This is a genomic window from Kitasatospora sp. NPDC003701, from assembly GCF_053587085.1.
In genome coordinates this window covers 1-14,231 of the sequence record NZ_JBSFNM010000005.1, presented here as the reverse complement: position 1 = coordinate 14,231, position 14,231 = coordinate 1, and the positions used below count along the sequence as shown (strand labels likewise).

General features: G+C 67.5%; 14 protein-coding genes. 5 read left to right on the top strand and 9 right to left on the bottom strand.

Going from position 1 to position 14,231, the window contains the following annotated elements; translation table 11 throughout:
• Positions 1-59 precede the first annotated feature (59 nt).
• The 5 genes from ACWDRR_RS06450 to ACWDRR_RS06430 form a co-directional block, all read right to left on the bottom strand.
• A complete protein-coding gene (locus tag ACWDRR_RS06450) occupies positions 60-224 on the bottom strand; it encodes a hypothetical protein (protein ID WP_449771054.1) in 165 nt (54 codons plus the stop codon).
• Positions 221-403 carry a hypothetical protein gene (locus tag ACWDRR_RS06445; protein WP_449771053.1) on the bottom strand — a complete coding sequence of 61 codons (183 nt, stop codon included), beginning with the start codon at positions 401-403 and terminating at the stop codon, positions 221-223. Before ACWDRR_RS06445 ends, ACWDRR_RS06450 begins: the two co-directional genes overlap by 4 nt.
• A 5-nt stretch (positions 404-408) precedes the next feature.
• The gene (locus ACWDRR_RS06440) at positions 409-618 is read right to left on the bottom strand and encodes a hypothetical protein (protein WP_352289675.1); all 210 of its coding nucleotides are present in this window, start codon (positions 616-618) and stop codon (positions 409-411) included.
• A 79-nt stretch (positions 619-697) separates the two neighbouring features.
• Positions 698-2,104: an FtsK/SpoIIIE domain-containing protein gene (locus tag ACWDRR_RS06435; RefSeq protein WP_449771052.1), complete on the bottom strand. Its 1,407-nt coding sequence runs from the start codon at positions 2,102-2,104 to the stop codon at positions 698-700.
• Positions 2,105-2,109: 5 nt separating this feature from the next.
• A complete protein-coding gene (locus ACWDRR_RS06430) occupies positions 2,110-2,466 on the bottom strand; it encodes an SCO3933 family regulatory protein (RefSeq protein WP_449771051.1) in 357 nt (118 codons plus the stop codon).
• A gap of 219 nt (positions 2,467-2,685) precedes the next feature.
• On the opposite strand from ACWDRR_RS06430, the gene ACWDRR_RS06425 reads away from it, so the two are divergent.
• Both ACWDRR_RS06425 and ACWDRR_RS06420 read left to right on the top strand, forming a co-directional pair.
• The gene (locus tag ACWDRR_RS06425; protein ID WP_449771240.1) at positions 2,686-3,474 is read left to right on the top strand and encodes a GntR family transcriptional regulator; all 789 of its coding nucleotides are present in this window, start codon (positions 2,686-2,688) and stop codon (positions 3,472-3,474) included.
• 2 nt (positions 3,475-3,476) lie between these two features.
• A complete protein-coding gene (locus tag ACWDRR_RS06420; RefSeq protein WP_449771050.1) occupies positions 3,477-4,235 on the top strand; it encodes a glycosyltransferase in 759 nt (252 codons plus the stop codon).
• A gap of 57 nt (positions 4,236-4,292) precedes the next feature.
• Here the strand turns inward: ACWDRR_RS06420 and ACWDRR_RS06415 are convergent, their stop codons facing one another.
• The 4 genes from ACWDRR_RS06415 to ACWDRR_RS06400 form a co-directional block, all read right to left on the bottom strand.
• Positions 4,293-4,865 (bottom strand): hypothetical protein, encoded by a 573-nt coding sequence (locus ACWDRR_RS06415; RefSeq protein ID WP_449771049.1) that lies wholly within the window; start codon positions 4,863-4,865, stop codon positions 4,293-4,295.
• A gap of 566 nt (positions 4,866-5,431) precedes the next feature.
• Positions 5,432-6,052: an RloB family protein gene (locus tag ACWDRR_RS06410; RefSeq protein WP_449771239.1), complete on the bottom strand. Its 621-nt coding sequence runs from the start codon at positions 6,050-6,052 to the stop codon at positions 5,432-5,434.
• 4 nt (positions 6,053-6,056) lie between these two features.
• Positions 6,057-7,367: an AAA family ATPase gene (locus ACWDRR_RS06405; RefSeq protein WP_449771048.1), complete on the bottom strand. Its 1,311-nt coding sequence runs from the start codon at positions 7,365-7,367 to the stop codon at positions 6,057-6,059.
• A gap of 555 nt (positions 7,368-7,922) precedes the next feature.
• A complete protein-coding gene (locus tag ACWDRR_RS06400) occupies positions 7,923-8,861 on the bottom strand; it encodes a nuclease-related domain-containing protein (protein ID WP_449771047.1) in 939 nt (312 codons plus the stop codon).
• A gap of 372 nt (positions 8,862-9,233) precedes the next feature.
• Here ACWDRR_RS06400 and ACWDRR_RS06395 point away from each other — a divergent pair, with 372 nt between their 5' ends.
• From ACWDRR_RS06395 to ACWDRR_RS06385, 3 genes are all read left to right on the top strand, one after another.
• Entirely contained in the window at positions 9,234-10,088 is an 855-nt protein-coding gene (locus ACWDRR_RS06395) for a toll/interleukin-1 receptor domain-containing protein (protein ID WP_449771046.1), read from the top strand.
• Between the two features lie 634 nt (positions 10,089-10,722).
• Entirely contained in the window at positions 10,723-11,463 is a 741-nt protein-coding gene (locus ACWDRR_RS06390) for a VIT1/CCC1 transporter family protein (protein ID WP_449771045.1), read from the top strand.
• 117 nt (positions 11,464-11,580) lie between these two features.
• A complete protein-coding gene (locus tag ACWDRR_RS06385; RefSeq protein WP_449771238.1) occupies positions 11,581-14,109 on the top strand; it encodes an ATP-dependent Clp protease ATP-binding subunit in 2,529 nt (842 codons plus the stop codon).
• The last annotated feature ends 122 nt before the right edge of the window (positions 14,110-14,231 follow it).

Below are 14,231 nucleotides of genomic sequence, written 5' to 3'. Positions count from 1 at the left end.
TTGGTGGGGCGGAGACCGGGCGAGCCGGCGGTGGGCCGCCCGGTCTTGGCGAGTGGGTGCTACCTGGTGCGGGTCGCGCGGCGGGACGCAGTGATGTAGACACGGCGCTGGCCGGGGTCCCGGGCGGGGTACTCCTTGACGTCGTGCACCCTCCAGAGGCGGCACAGGTCGGCGACCACAACGGCCACGGAGTCGATGTCGCAGGTCACGCGGATCCGGATCACTGGTGCACCTCCATGGCGACCCCGGTGCCGAGGCAGTCGAGGCACGTGGCTTCCTGCTCGGCGAGCCGGCGGCGGTGCGGGCCGCGGCCGGTGTAGACGACCTCGGTGATCTGACCGGTGCCCTCGCAGGGCTGGCAGGGCGCGGGCTTGGGCGCCGACGGGCGCTTGCGGGCGGCCACGGCGGTCACCGGTTCACGCGCTGGGCGCGGGCGGCGGCACGGGCGTCGCGGGCGACCTCGGCGGCGTCGCGGTCGCCCGGGTTGGCCTTGGCGATGCGCTCCAACAGGTCGGCCTTATCAGCCAGCAGCGGACCGGGGTTGGCACCCCTCTCAGCGTTGGCCTTGAGCCGGCCGATGAAGGCGCCGATCTCGGCGATGGAGGGCTTGTGGGACACGGGCGTTCTCCTTCGGTTCGGGGCATGGCGGGGGTAGGGACTTGGCGTGGGGCGGTCACGCCGACCGTGGGCGGGGGCTCTACTCGGAGGCCGGGAACGGGGTGAAGATCGGCGGCGCCGAGGGCATCGGCGGGACGCTCACCGCAGCGGCAGCCGATGCGCCCTGCGGGCGGAAGGCCGCGAGGCGCGGCAGCGTCGGCACCAGGTGACGGAAGTTCGCGCAGCGGTCAGCGACTTCGGAAAGCGAGCGATACGGCGTGCGGATCTCGGACCAGCGGCCCGAGGTGTCGCCGGCGACAGCAACCCCGGGCATGTCGGGGCTGATCCGGGTAGCGGCGAGCATGGCCGTCTCGGAGATGTCGCCGAGGCCCATGCGCGCGGTCTCCAGGTCGTTGACGCGGTGGACAGTGCGGCCGGTGAGCTGGGAACGGAGCAGCGTCGCACCCTTGCCCAACTCCGAGCCGAAGCGCTGACCCGAGATCTCCAGGAAGATACCGGCGGCGCAGGCGAGTTGGGCGAGCCGGATGAGCGCGATGACGATCTGGTTCCGGCGTTCCTCATCGGCCTTACCGGCGGCGAGGAAGAGTTCCGCGATCTCGTCCACCAGGACCACGATGGGCACCGGCCGGACCTTGGCGGCGAGGTCCCAGATGTCGGCGGTCACGTCCTCAGCAGCTACCGAGCCGGGGACACCCTGATGGGCGCGGATCAGGTCGTACCGGTCGTCCATCTCGACCAGCAGCGCCAGCAGCAGTCCGAGCGCTTCGCCCGGATCGGTGGCCAGGGCGGACAGCCGCGGGGCGAAGGGGCGCTGTTCCACACCGCGCTTGCAGTCGATACCCACCAGGGCGACCGGCTGAGCGGCCAGGCCATGGACCAGGTTCCGGGTGAACATCGACTTGCCGGACTGGTTGGCGCCGAGATTGAGCCCGTTGGGCACCTGCCGGAAGTCCCGGTAGTGGACGGTTCCGTCAGCCCGGACTGCGACCGGGACCCGCAGCAGGCCGGCGGACTTGGCGGTGGCCCGTCGCGGCATGCGGACGTTTCGCAGCACGTCGAAGCCGACCACCCGCAGGTCCACCACGCCGGGCTTGACCTCCGAGGCGTACACCGCGTGGACACCCCAGGCGTGCCGCAGACGCTCGGTGGCGTTCAGCATGTCGGCCGTCTCCTGGCCGCGGGCGAGCCGGAGCCGTATCCGCAGACCGGTCGAGCTGGCGGTGATGCTGCGGATCTTGGGCATCGCGGGGCGCGCCGGTCGGTTGGTGGCCGAGGAGGCCATCACCCGCCAGAACGAGGGCTCGACGGTGAGGCCGCACGCCTCCATCACGTTCTCGTAGTCGCGCCGGATGCGGTGGACGGTCAGCGGCAGGCCGACGGTCGCCCAGTAGGTCCGCGGGAGCTTGGCCCTCGCGTAGAGGGCGCCGGAGCCGAGGGCCGCAGCGGGGACGCCCAGCTCCAGGAGCGCCCTCGTCAAGGCGTCCATGGCGATCAGGCGCTCGCGCCGGCGAAGGCCGGAGCGGAAGTGACGGTCACGGCGTCGGCGCGGAACGCGATGCCCGAGCGCTTCTGACCGTTGAACTCGTTCTCCCACGGCCGCGCGATGAGCCGGGTGACACTGACCAGCATGCCGGGCGCCAGACCGTCCGGGATGCCCGGCTGCGGGACGGTCAGGGACAGGATGTCGGCCTCGCCGTTGGCCACGAAGGTGACGTCCAGGGTGACCAGCGGCGCGCCGGTCTCGGTGTCCATAGCCATCTCGCCGGTGCGGCGGTCCTTGAGCTTCGGGCGGGGCGTCTGGGCGACCATCACCAGCGCGGCGGTCGTGTCGACGGGGATGAAGCGCATGAGCTGGGCTCCTTCATCTGGTCCGGGGGGAGCTATCGACCCTCGGAGCAGCCTCACCACGGCAGATACCGGGTGTCATCAGCACCTCATGAGATCTTGTCTTCAAGTCCTCATTAGGAGTTGCTGTCCCCATGACTATGACGGCTCATCAGCTAGTCGTCAACACCTCTTTAGGACCTAGGATGAGCGGGAGACCTCGACAGGACGGTGACCAGCACCATGGCGAAGCGCTACGAGCAGATCGCGGCCAAGCTCACGGCCCAGATCGACGACGGAACCCTGCCTCCGGGCGAGCGGCTCCCCGCCGAGACTGAGCTGGCCGACATCTACGAGGTGAGCGTCCCGACCGTGCGCCAGGCGGTCGGAGTGCTTCAGGCGCAAGGGCTGGTAGACAAGCAGCACGGTCGGGGCACGTTCGTCCGCCGACAGCCGACCCCGGTCACGCGCGACAATCTGCGGCATCAGTGGGAGAAGGACCGCGCCCGCGAGTCGGAGGCGGAGCGGTTGAAGACCGGCGCCACCGAGCACGACACCGGGCTCACCGTGAACGATCTGGTGTTCGCGGCCAAGTACGAACAGATGCCGGCGGATGCCGACCTCGCCGCCGCGTTCGGCGTCCCCGAGGGGACGATCCTGCTCCAGCGCACCTACCGCACCCGCTACAGCGAGGAGCGCGCACCGTTCAACGTCGCCCGGTCCTACCTCGTACTCGACATGATCGCGGAGAACCCGGACCTGCTTCGCGAGGACCAGGAGCCGTGGCCGGGCGGCACCCAGAACCAGCTCCTCAGCGTCGGCATCGAGCTGGACCGCATCGTCGAGACCTTCCACGCCCGGCCCCCGACGCCGGAGGAGACCGAAGAACTCGGCCTGCCGATGGGTGTGTCCGTGATCGTCCTCCGGAAGACTTGCATCGACACGACAGACCGCGTGGTCGAGGTCGCCGATGTGGTGCTCCCGGGTGACCGTACCGAGATGGTCTACACAACCAAGCTGAACAGGTGGTGAGCATGACCAACCTCGTTACCGTCATCACAGCCGTCCACGGCCCGAGCGCCGAGTATCTGGCTGACGCCTACAAGTCCTTGCTGGATCAGGACCTGCCGGAAGGCTGGGACTGGCAGTGGGTGATCCAGGAGGACAGCGAGACCGACGACGTTGCCCCGCATGTCCCGGACGACGCTCGGATCAGCTTCGGCCAGGGCCGGCACGGGCGGGCGGGCATGGCGCGCACGATGGGGCTGTCCCGGGCCACCGGGCAGTTCGTGAAGGTGCTCGACGCCGACGACATGCTTCCGCCGGGGACGCTGGCCCGGGATCTTGCTGTGCTCACCAGCCGGCCGGACGTGGCGTGGACGACGTCCCGCGTGCTCGACCTGTTGCCGGACGGCAGCACGGTGGGCTTCGACCGGGACCCGCCGGCCGGATCGGTTGAGCGCGGCGAGGTGCTGGCTCATTGGAAGGCGCACAACTTCCGCGCCCAGGTGCACCCGGCGACGCTGTGTGTGCGGCGGGATCTACTGCTCGCGCTCGGCGGGTGGATGGCACTGCCGGCGTCCGAGGACACTGGGCTACTGCTGGCGCTCAACGCCGTCAGCCGCGGGTGGTTCATTGAGGAGACTGGTCTGCTGTACCGGAAGTGGCCCGGGCAGAGCACCCACCAGGCGGCGCACAGCCAGGAGATCGAGCGAGCGGCCCGCATGGCGGTCGTCCAGGCCAGGGCGGAGGCGCTGTTGGCGCTGGAGAACTGGCGGATCGACGCCAGCTGAGCGCGATGCGGCAGGACCGGCCCCGGCAGTTCGCTGGGGCCGTCTTGCTGCCAGGGCTCAGGCTCGGTCGGTCGACTCGCCGGCGGTCCGGGCGCCAGGCAGCAGGAGCCCACGAGCGGTGTGTCGGTCACCCTCGAAGCGGCCCCCGACGCCAAGGTCGGCGCGAGCAGCTTCATGGAACCGGTTGATCGCCTTGAACGCTTCGGTGTGCAAGGCCCGCCAGTCAGCAAGAGTGCCGCCGACCATCCCGCGAGCCTGCCAGCCGATCGCTGCAAGAGTCTCCTGGATCGCGTGAGCTGCCTCGATCACCTCGTCGCCGGCGAGCAGCATGACCCGCTCGAAGGCCTTGGCCTGGTCCCCACCAGCCTCGGTCAGCTCCATCGACAGCTCGTGTTCAGTACGAGGCATCTGCCGGATCTCTTCACGGACTTCGTACAGGAGGACTGAGATGTGGATCGTGGTCCGGACCTGCCCGACGTAGTCGGCGTAGGCGTCCAGCTTCTTCTCGTCCCACCGGAGCCGCAGCCCGTCCTTGCGCCTGCTTCGCTCCATCAGGCTGTTCGTCAGGTACGTCGTGAGCCCACCGAGAACGACGGCCGCGATGGTCACAAGCTGGGTGATCGTATCCATGGCCCCCGCGCAGGATGGTGAAGAACCGTCAGGTCAAAGCTTGCCGATCATAGGCGGCCAGCGGGCCCAGGAGCAGGGGGAGGGGGAGGTGAGAGGGGCGGGTGAAGGGGAGGAGGGATGCGTAAAACTCTTCTCTACGGGTTCAAGGGCGCGCCCGGCGCGCCAGCGCGCGGCCCTGCCGCTCGCCGCCGCTCCTGTCTGCGCCCCGCGACGGCGGCGGCCGGCCGCGCCAGGCGGGAGGACATGGGTACAGGTCACTACCGGCCGTGGCTGGTGACGGGCGGCTCCACGGTTTTGCCCACCTGCCAGGACCGGGACCCGCGTCGAGCAAGACCGGGGGGTCACTCGGCCAAATTGCGGTCAGGCCCAAAAGCCCTGACCGAGTCGCAACAGCTTACGGCCCCCCGATCATGCTCGACCCCAGACCAGACAGGACACCGGCCAAACCGCTCCACCGCCCGCGCGGGAACTCTGTCGCTCACCTCGCTTGGGAATTCTAGGTGGCAACTACCGAGGTAAAGGTGAACCCACGTCCAGCGCTCATACTCGGCAACAATCAACGCCTACTATCGCTGCATGCTTGACTGCCGCAGAACCTCAGCCAGCAACGCCACCGAGCTATGCGGGTTTGGCGGTCGGTGCGGAACGGATGCCGACTCGCAACGCATGGCACGCCGAATTGCATCCTCGTAGCTAGAGAATGGAAATTCCTCGGGAAGGTTCTTTCCCGAGAATCCGTGGCGCCCCTTGAGTCTCGCTAATGCCTCGGCGCCGGCTATCCAGGTTATTTGGTCAGCAAAGTGCCAGAGGAGCCAGATTTCGAAACAAGGGTTGCTAATAGCGAGCGATACACCCTCTTTCCGAGCGAGGGAGCATGCAGCCTCAAGTGACTGATGGTCGTCCACGTCGACGGCGCACCACGTTGAATCGAAGGGATCGCCTGCTCGCTGCTCGCGCGTTCTCCGGATGACGGCTTCCTTGACCACCGAAAGCGGATCCTTCCCGAGGCCGACAGGCCTTACTGAGATCACCTGGACTGCTCGCGAGTTGAGGTGCCTGGCCAGTCCCTCAAAGTACTGGGGCTCAGTCTTAGTGCCCTCAGTAACAATCAAGATCTTCTTCCCGGCCACCTTTCGGTCGCGTGGCTTCTTGAGCTCATGACTTCCACGTCTCGTGTGCCCCCTCATTTCCTTATCGCCCCACTTCAAGAGCGCGCTGGAAATCCTGCCAGGAAATCTGTGGCACAGACCCATATCGGCCACTGAGGTAGCGGCGTTCGATGTTGTGATCGCTTTTCACCGGAAAATCCGTCAGCGGATACAAGTCCGTGGCCCCGTCCAGATCCTTCTCCGTGAACCACACGTCTTCTCTCCCAAGGTCACCACCGGAGAGGCGGCCCATGAGGGAAGTGTCATGCGAAGCAAAGATGAGCTGAGCGCCGGTCTGGTTGTACTCGGGTGATTTGAACAGCTCAATCATTGCCGAGACTAGCTTTGGATGGAGACTTGCGTCGATTTCATCAACTGCAAAAATCCCGCCCCACTCGATGGCGCGCAGCGCAGGAAGAGCAAGAGACAGCCATGAGACCGTTCCGGCACTCTCCCGAGAGATATCCAGACGGTACTCGCTACCATCTCCGATGGAATGCCAGAACCCGATTTCCTTCTGCTGCTCTGCGATGAAATCATCCACAGAGCCCCCGGCCGAGTTCGATGACTCGGCGCTGGAAATGACCGTGCTTATCGCCTGATAGACTCGGCGAATCCCGTCCAACTGTCCCTCTGGAATCTCCTTGGACTCTGCCGAGATCCGCAAGATTCCCAGATCCGCAAACCTCAAGAGACTTTCCGCCTTGCGTCGGACCGAGTCATCCTCGATCCACTTCCTGATGGATCGGATTCGACCAGCCTGCTGCTGCTCGGAGAACGGAACATAGTCGAAGTGGCTCGTAACATAGTGCTGGATCCTGCCAAGCTCTTTATGCTTCCAGTGTGCGGCCACCGAAAGGAAGAGGCTGTGACTCCCCATAACTCGGGCAATCCTCTGGTTTTCGCCCTTCAGGCTTCGGCCGAATTCGATGTCATTCGATGCCCCTCGCTCGAAAAGTACTCTCTTCCGCCCTGAAGGGTAGCTGTATAGCCACTCGGATTCGACTCCCGATCCACCGGACTCAAATCCGTAAGTGTATCGGATGTCTTTAACCGTGAAGTCAATCTCATATGCCGACGGATCATTCTTGGATGTTTCGTCAAGCAAGAACGGAGAATGCGGGAACTCGGTCCAGTGTGCCGAATTCTGGACGGCTTGACGCGCGAAATCCAGCGCATCAAGAATATTCGTCTTACCTGATGCGTTGGCGCCAAAGATTCCAGCAACGCGGTTAGTGACCGGCCGCCAGTCGCCATCAGCGGGTCGACTCGCCGAGAAGCCGGCCGTAGTCATGGAGAGCTCGATGGTGTCACGGATGGACCGATGGTTCGTGACTCGGAACCTCAGCAGCATGGCTCTCACCTTGGTAGCAGTTTCGTTGTCCTCCTGGACGGAAGGCGCCTCAGATGGCTCTGAGACCGTACTATCATGGCGCACTCGCCAGCGCAGAGGTAAGCCCAAATTTCCCTCCAACAGCTGAACCGGGCACCTCGCGTGCACCTGTTCGCGCCAAGCTAAACCCGGCAGTCCGATCGATCGCCCCGCCATGATCGCAGCTGCTCTAGAAGGTGCCTGTGGCCGCGTTGGCCAGCGTGTGAAGCCCTGACGACCGCCTACCGACAGTTCGCATCAAGGGGCAGCATTCGTGCCACAGGCGTGCCAGAACGGGCGGTACGTGGCGGTCGGCGGTGGGTGCTGGCGGTGCGGTGGCCGGGGGCGGGCAGGGCCAGGTGCGGCGCAGGTCGGAGAGGGTGTCGCACACCAAGGCTTACAAAGCAGATGTCGGCGGTTCGAAACCGTCCGCGCCCACAGCACAGATGCCCCGGACCGCGAGCGGTCCGGGGCATCTGATGTTTCGGGTCGACATCAGTGGAGCCGGTCGAGCGGATCTGAACGTCGGCCCAGCTGTCAGCGGGGCTTCTTCCCGCGCTTGCCCAGATGGCTCCAGACATGGCGATGGCGGGCCACCGTGAAGATCCGCTCCACCCGGTCGGGCGTCAGCGCTGTTGGTCGGGAGGGCAGGGTCGCGGCGATCTGTTCGCCGTCGATGACGCTTACCTCCGGCGCCGCCCCGAGCGTGATCTTCTGAGCACCCACGACGGCGATGACGGGGTGGACGGGGACGTCGAAGCCGCACCACTCGCTCAGCAGCGTGGCGGTGCGACTCGCCTCGAACTCGGCGTTCGCCACGTACGGGAAGCCGTTGCGGTTGACCTTCACGATTTTGTCGCCGACCCACACCGTGGCGCCGGGGTGGTGCTTCGAGTTGACCGTGAATACGCCCGGCGGGCCGATCACGACATGGTCGATGTCCGATCCGGACGGCAGCGGCACGCCGTGCAGGACTTTCCAGCCGAGGGCTTTCAGCGACTCCAAGTGGGTGCCTACGATCTGCTCGCCCTCCAGCCCCCGGAGGGTGCTCGTGTCGCCGAGGCGCTGCCGGGAAATCTTGGCGGCCAGGCGGACGAGCAGGTTGTACTTCTCCTCGCCCGCGCGAACCAGGCTCTCCAGACCGGCGCCGGGGAGGTTCCGTGCGAGGTCGTCCGCTTCTCGCAGGGGAGGGAGGAAGGGCACCGCCGCCCGAGGTTGCGGTACGGGAACCGCCTTCGGTGGCCGGCCGCTCCCTTCTCGGCCTCGCACGGTTCGCGGAGGTACGTGACTGCCGAAGGAGCGGCACCACTCTTCTATCTTGGCCAGCGCGATGGCCTCGAAATCCGGGAGGTCCACCGTGACCACGCCTGTTTTGCAGTCCAGCCAGGCCACCGATCCGCCACGAGGGCCGGCCTTGTTCACATAGAGCCGCTCCTTACCCGGAACTCGCCACAGCTTGACCATCAGGTCCGTCATTCCCCGCCCCTCCCTGACACGGGATCAGCATGCCCACGGACCGATGCGCGGGAACGCGGCGAGCCAGACAGCCGGGCAGGTTCGGACGGCAGACGGAGGAACAGGGCAAGAGGTGGAAGTCGCTGCGCGCAAAGCTCTTCACGGTCCAAGGGCGCGCACGGTGCGCCGGCGCGCGGCCCAGGCCGCTCGCCGCTGCTCCTGTCGTGCGCCCCGCGGCGCCAGACGGGAGGACATGGGTACAGGTCACTACCGGTCAGGACCGGGACCTGCGTCGAGCAAGACCAGGGCCACTCGGCCGCCGCGTCGAGCCCAAGCGGCTCGATCGGCCTGCCCTATGTGTCACACTGACGATAACTCAGTCGGGGAGGGCTCGTGGCCAAACATGATCTGTTCATCTCGCACGCCTCCGAGGACAAGGGGGATCTTGTGCGTCCGCTCTACAGTGCGCTCGGTCGCCTCGGCCTTCGAGTGTGGTACGACGAGCAGTCCCTTTCCATTGGCGACAGCCTCTCCGGGGCGATCGACAGTGGGCTCAAGGCTGCAAGGTATGGTGCCGTAATTCTGAGCCCAAACTTCCTCAAAAAGGCCTGGCCGGAGTACGAGCTCAGGAGTCTGATCGCGCTGGAGTCCGGGCGTCCGAAAAGGATCTTGCCAATTTGGTATAACTTGACCCGATCTGACGTTCTGAAGTACAGCCCCCATCTTGCCGACCGGGTTGCCCTCGTTGTGGGAAATCAAAGCCCTATGCAGGTGGCGCTTGAGATTATGCGGGTTGCAAGCCCCCGGCGCTACAGTGAGTTGTCGCGGATTGCTGCAGCTGAGCGGCTGGCAAGGGAGTCTTCGATCAAGGTTGACCCGCGACGCCTGATCAGCATGCCCTTGCTTTTTGAGCCGCTCACAAAGACGCAGCTAAGTCGAGTGCGCCTGATCAATGAGGCCCTGATGGAGGTCTTTCCTCAGACGTGGAATGAGGCCGTCTCGACATTTCAGCGCGATATTCCAAGCATGAGGGAGCGTGAGATTGAAATCTGGGAGTGGATCTCCGGCGTCTACTTGGCAGTGGACCGACAGTTTGATCTTTTGATCGAGGAAAAGCAAGAACTTCTAGGGACCCTGGTGAGTGCGTCGACCGGGGTGAAGATCCAACTTGATGGCAAGAGTCCCGAATGGCTCGTGGTCGCCTCGAATCTATTCTATGGATGCCTTCCGGATGCCCGGCCAGAATAGGTCGCCTCGAATGAGCTTGCCGTGGGTGGCAGTCCGCGTACCACTGGCGTGCCGGATCGGGCGGTACGTGGCGGCCGGTCGTGGGTGCAGGCGGTGAGGAAGCCGGAGAACCGGTAGGCCAGGCGCGGCGCGGGTCAGCGCACGGTGCGTATGCCAGGGCCTACAAAGCAGATGTCGGCGGTTCGAAACCGTCCGTGCTCACTCTTCACTGGGTATAACCGAGGCTGTGGCCCGGGTCAGGACAGAGGTCCTGACCCGGGCCGCAGTCGTGTGCGGAGTGAACCGGCAGCGGCTCTCAGGGCCTCTGTCGTCCGACTGGGCGGGCCCGGCTCCTGAAATCCTCCTAAATGATCACGCTGGCTTCGCCGACCGGCCAGAGCGGCAGGGGTGCTTCGGAGCGGGGTGGTCGGAGGGCGGAGTCCTCGGGCGATGGATGGCTGTGCGTGGCGGCCGGGTGGTGCTTTCCGGAGTGCCGGCGTCCTGGATCCAAGAGGTGGGCGAGGTGGTTCAGCCAGGGGCCTGAAGGGCTGCGCGCCAAGGGGCGGTGTCGGTCCGGTGGACGTGCGGGCGAGGGCGGGCTGAGTGATCATCGGGGGAGCGGGTAGCCCCGAGGGATGATCGGAGGTGGTCGCTGATGGACGGACAGGCCCCGGTGGCCGGGGAGGCTGCCGTGTCCGAGCCGGGTGGGAGCCGGGCCGAGCTGTCGGCGCGGCTCAACTGGTTGCGGGCCGGCGTGCTCGGGGCCAATGACGGGGTGGTGTCGACGGCGGGCATCGTGACCGGTGTTGCCGGGGCGTCCGGGTCGCGGACGGCGTTGGTGGTGGCGGGGGTGGCGGGTCTGTTGGCCGGGGCGATGTCGATGGCGGCGGGGGAGTACGTCTCGGTCAGCACTCAACGGGACACCGAGCAGGCGGCGTTGGCGAAGGAGCGGCGCGAGCTGGCGGAGGACCCGGAGGGGGAGCTGGACGAGCTGACCGACTTCTTCCGCGGCGCCGGGCTGGACGACGCCCTGGCACGCGAGGTGGCCGTGGCGCTCACCGAGCGGGACGCGTTGGCCGCGCACGCGCACACCGAGTTGGGGATCGACCCGAAGGTGCTGACCAGCCCCTGGCAGGCGGCGTTCGCCAGCGCCGCCGCCTTCACCCTGGGCGCACTGGTGCCGCTGCTCGCGGTCCTGCTGCCGCCGGAGTCCTGGCGGCTGGGGGTGACGGTCCTGGCCGTGCTGCTGGCGTTGACCGCGTCGGGCTGGGTGAGCGCCCGGCTGGGCGGCGCCGGTGTGGTGCGGGCGGTGCTGCGGAACGTGGCGGGCGGCATGCTGGCGATGGCCGTCACCTACAGCGGCGGTGTGCTGCTCGACCAGGTGACGGGCACCTGAGGGGCACGTGACGGTCACCTGGGGCGGCAAGCCGAGCGGGTCCGCCCGGGAGGCGGGCGCCGGAGGGCTGTGTTTGTGTGGGCCCAGACTGCTTGGGAGAGGTGAACCACGGTGACCATGCCCCCGTTCGGATCGAGCGACCCGTTCTCCGACCTGCTCAGCCGGTTCTTCGGAATGAGCCCGATGGCCTCCCCGCCCGCCGTGCAGCGGGTGCCGATCGGGCGGCTGCTGAGCGAGTCCTCGCAGGAGCTGCTGGCGCTCGCCGCGCAACGCGCCACCGAGGACGGGAGCAGCGATCTCGACACCGCGCACCTGATCTGGGCCGCCACCCGGGTGGACGTGTCGCGCCGGATGATGGAGCGGGCCGGCATCGACCCCGACCAGCTCGCCGAGGACCTGGGCAAGGAACTGCCCTCCGGGGACGGGGCGCAGGCGTCGGACGGGCGCCCGGCGCTCACGCCCTCCGCCAAGCGCGCGCTGCTCGCCGCGCACGCCCGTTCGCAGGAGGCCGGTGCCTCGTACATCGGGCCGGAGCACATCCTCGGCGCGCTGTTGGAGGAGGAGCGCTCGGGCGCGGGCGTGGCCCTGCGCAACGCGGCGCCCTCGCAGGAGGCGCTGCGCACGGTGATGGAGGGGCGTGGAACGGGTGGTGAGCGCAGCAGTACCGGCGCGCACCCGAGCCAGACGCCCACCCTGGACGAGTACGGCCGCGACCTGACCGAGGACGCGCGGGCGGGCCGGCTGGACCCGGTGGTCGGGCGGGCCGAGGAGATCGAGCAGACCGTCGAGATCCTCTCCCGCCGTACCAAGAACAACCCGGTGCTGATCGGCGAGCCGGGCGTCGGCAAGACCGCCATCGTGGAGGGTCTGGCGCAGCGGATCGTCTCTGGGGACGTGCCGCAGAGCCTCCGCGACAAGCGGGTGGTCGCCCTCGACCTCACCGGGCTGGTGGCGGGTTCCAAGTACCGGGGCGAGTTCGAGGAACGGCTGAAGAGTGTGATCGACGAGGTCACGGCGGCCGAGAAGAGCGTGATCCTCTTCCTGGACGAGCTGCACACCGTGGTCGGTGCGGGTGGCGGGGGCGAGGGCTCGATGGACGCGGGCAACATCCTCAAGCCGGCCCTGGCGCGCGGCGAGCTGAGCGTGGTGGGCGCCACCACCCTGGACGAGTACCGCAAGCACGTGGAGAAGGACGCCGCGCTGGAGCGCCGCTTCCAGCCGGTGCTGGTGCCCGAGCCGAGCGTCGAGGAGACGGTCGAGATCCTGCACGGGCTGCGGGACGCGTACGAGGCGCACCACCAGGTGCGGTTCACCGACGAGGCACTGGACGCCGCCGCGAACCTCTCCGACCGCTACGTCAGCGACCGCTTCCTGCCGGACAAGGCGATCGACCTGCTGGACCAGGCCGGCGCGCGGGTGCGGCTGCGCAGCCTGAGCGGCTCCACCGAGGCGATGCCGGTGCAGGACCGGATCACCAAGCTGCGCCGGGAGCTGGAGGAGGCCGTCTCGGACGAGGAGTTCGTGCGGGCCGCCAACCTCAAGACCGAGCTGAGGCAGACCGAGGACGAGCTGGCCGCGATCCGGGAGTCGCGCGAGGAGGTCGTCGCGGTCACCGCGGAGGACATCGCGCAGGTGCTCTCGGGCCGGACCGGCATCCCGGTCGCCGAGCTGAACGCGACCGAGCGCGAGCGACTGCTCAAGCTGGAGGAGCACCTGCACCAGAAGGTGATCGGGCAGGACCAGGCGGTCACGGCGGTCGCCCAGGCGGTGCGGCGCGGCCGGGCCGGGATGGGCGATCCGGAGCGGCCGACCGGGTCCTTCCTGTTCCTCGGGCCGACCGGCGTCGGCAAGACCGAGCTCGCCAAGGCGCTGGCCGCGCTGCTGTTCGGCGACCCGGACCGGATGGTCCGCTTCGACATGAGCGAGTTCCAGGAGAAGCACACCGTCTCCCGACTGGTCGGCTCCCCGCCCGGGTACGTCGGCTACGACGAGGCGGGGCAGCTCACCGAGGCGGTCCGCCGCAAGCCGTACAGCGTGCTGCTGTTCGACGAGGTGGAGAAGGCGCACCCGGACGTCTTCAACCTGCTGCTCCAGGTGTTGGACGACGGACGGCTGACGGACGCCCAGGGGCGTACGGTCGACTTCCGCAACACCGTGGTCATCATGACCAGCAACATCGGCTCGCAGCGGATCCTCGACCACGCGGGCGATGTGGACGAGATCCGGGACGACCTGATGCGGGACCTTCGGACGCACTTCCGGCCGGAGTTCCTCAACCGGATCGACGAGGTGATCGTCTTCCACGCGCTCTCCCGCAAGGACCTCCTCGAGGTGGTCGACTTGATGCTGGAGCGCAGCCGGCGCCGGCTGAAGGCGCAGGGCGTGCGGCTGGAGGTCACCGAGGGGGCCAAGGAGTGGCTGGTGAACCGGGGCTACCAGCCGGAGTTCGGGGCACGGCCGCTGCGCCGCACCATCCAGTCGGAGTTGGACAACCGGATCTCCAACCTGCTGCTGGACGGCACCGTGCAGGAGGGGGACACGCTGATCGCGGAGGTGGACGCCGGGGAGCTGGTGGTGGCGCTGGCCCGGCCGGAGCCCTCGGCGACGATGGAGGAGGCCGAGGCGAAGGCCGCCGATCCGCAGTAGTGGCGGGGCCGGCCCACCGGTCCGGTCGGCACCGGCGCCGAGGGGGAACAGCCGGTTCTGCTGGATGTCGGCGAGGTACACGGTGCTGACGCCGATACCGAGTGCCTGGGTGTACCGCTGGG

Excerpts from the sequence above, each read along its gene's own strand:
- ACWDRR_RS06435 (WP_449771052.1), bottom strand. The coding sequence starts at position 2,104 with ATGGACGCCTTGACGAGGGCGCTCCTGGAGCTGGGCGTCCCCGCTGCG.
- ACWDRR_RS06430 (WP_449771051.1), bottom strand. The coding sequence starts at position 2,466 with ATGCGCTTCATCCCCGTCGACACGACCGCCGCGCTGGTGATGGTCGCC.
- ACWDRR_RS06425 (WP_449771240.1), top strand. The coding sequence starts at position 2,686 with ATGGCGAAGCGCTACGAGCAGATCGCGGCCAAGCTCACGGCCCAGATC.
- ACWDRR_RS06420 (WP_449771050.1), top strand. The coding sequence starts at position 3,477 with ATGACCAACCTCGTTACCGTCATCACAGCCGTCCACGGCCCGAGCGCC.
- ACWDRR_RS06415 (WP_449771049.1), bottom strand. The coding sequence starts at position 4,865 with ATGGATACGATCACCCAGCTTGTGACCATCGCGGCCGTCGTTCTCGGT.
- ACWDRR_RS06410 (WP_449771239.1), bottom strand. The coding sequence starts at position 6,052 with ATGAGGGGGCACACGAGACGTGGAAGTCATGAGCTCAAGAAGCCACGC.
- ACWDRR_RS06405 (WP_449771048.1), bottom strand. The coding sequence starts at position 7,367 with ATGCTGCTGAGGTTCCGAGTCACGAACCATCGGTCCATCCGTGACACC.
- ACWDRR_RS06400 (WP_449771047.1), bottom strand. The coding sequence starts at position 8,861 with ATGACGGACCTGATGGTCAAGCTGTGGCGAGTTCCGGGTAAGGAGCGG.
- ACWDRR_RS06390 (WP_449771045.1), top strand. The coding sequence starts at position 10,723 with ATGGACGGACAGGCCCCGGTGGCCGGGGAGGCTGCCGTGTCCGAGCCG.
- ACWDRR_RS06385 (WP_449771238.1), top strand. The coding sequence starts at position 11,581 with ATGCCCCCGTTCGGATCGAGCGACCCGTTCTCCGACCTGCTCAGCCGG.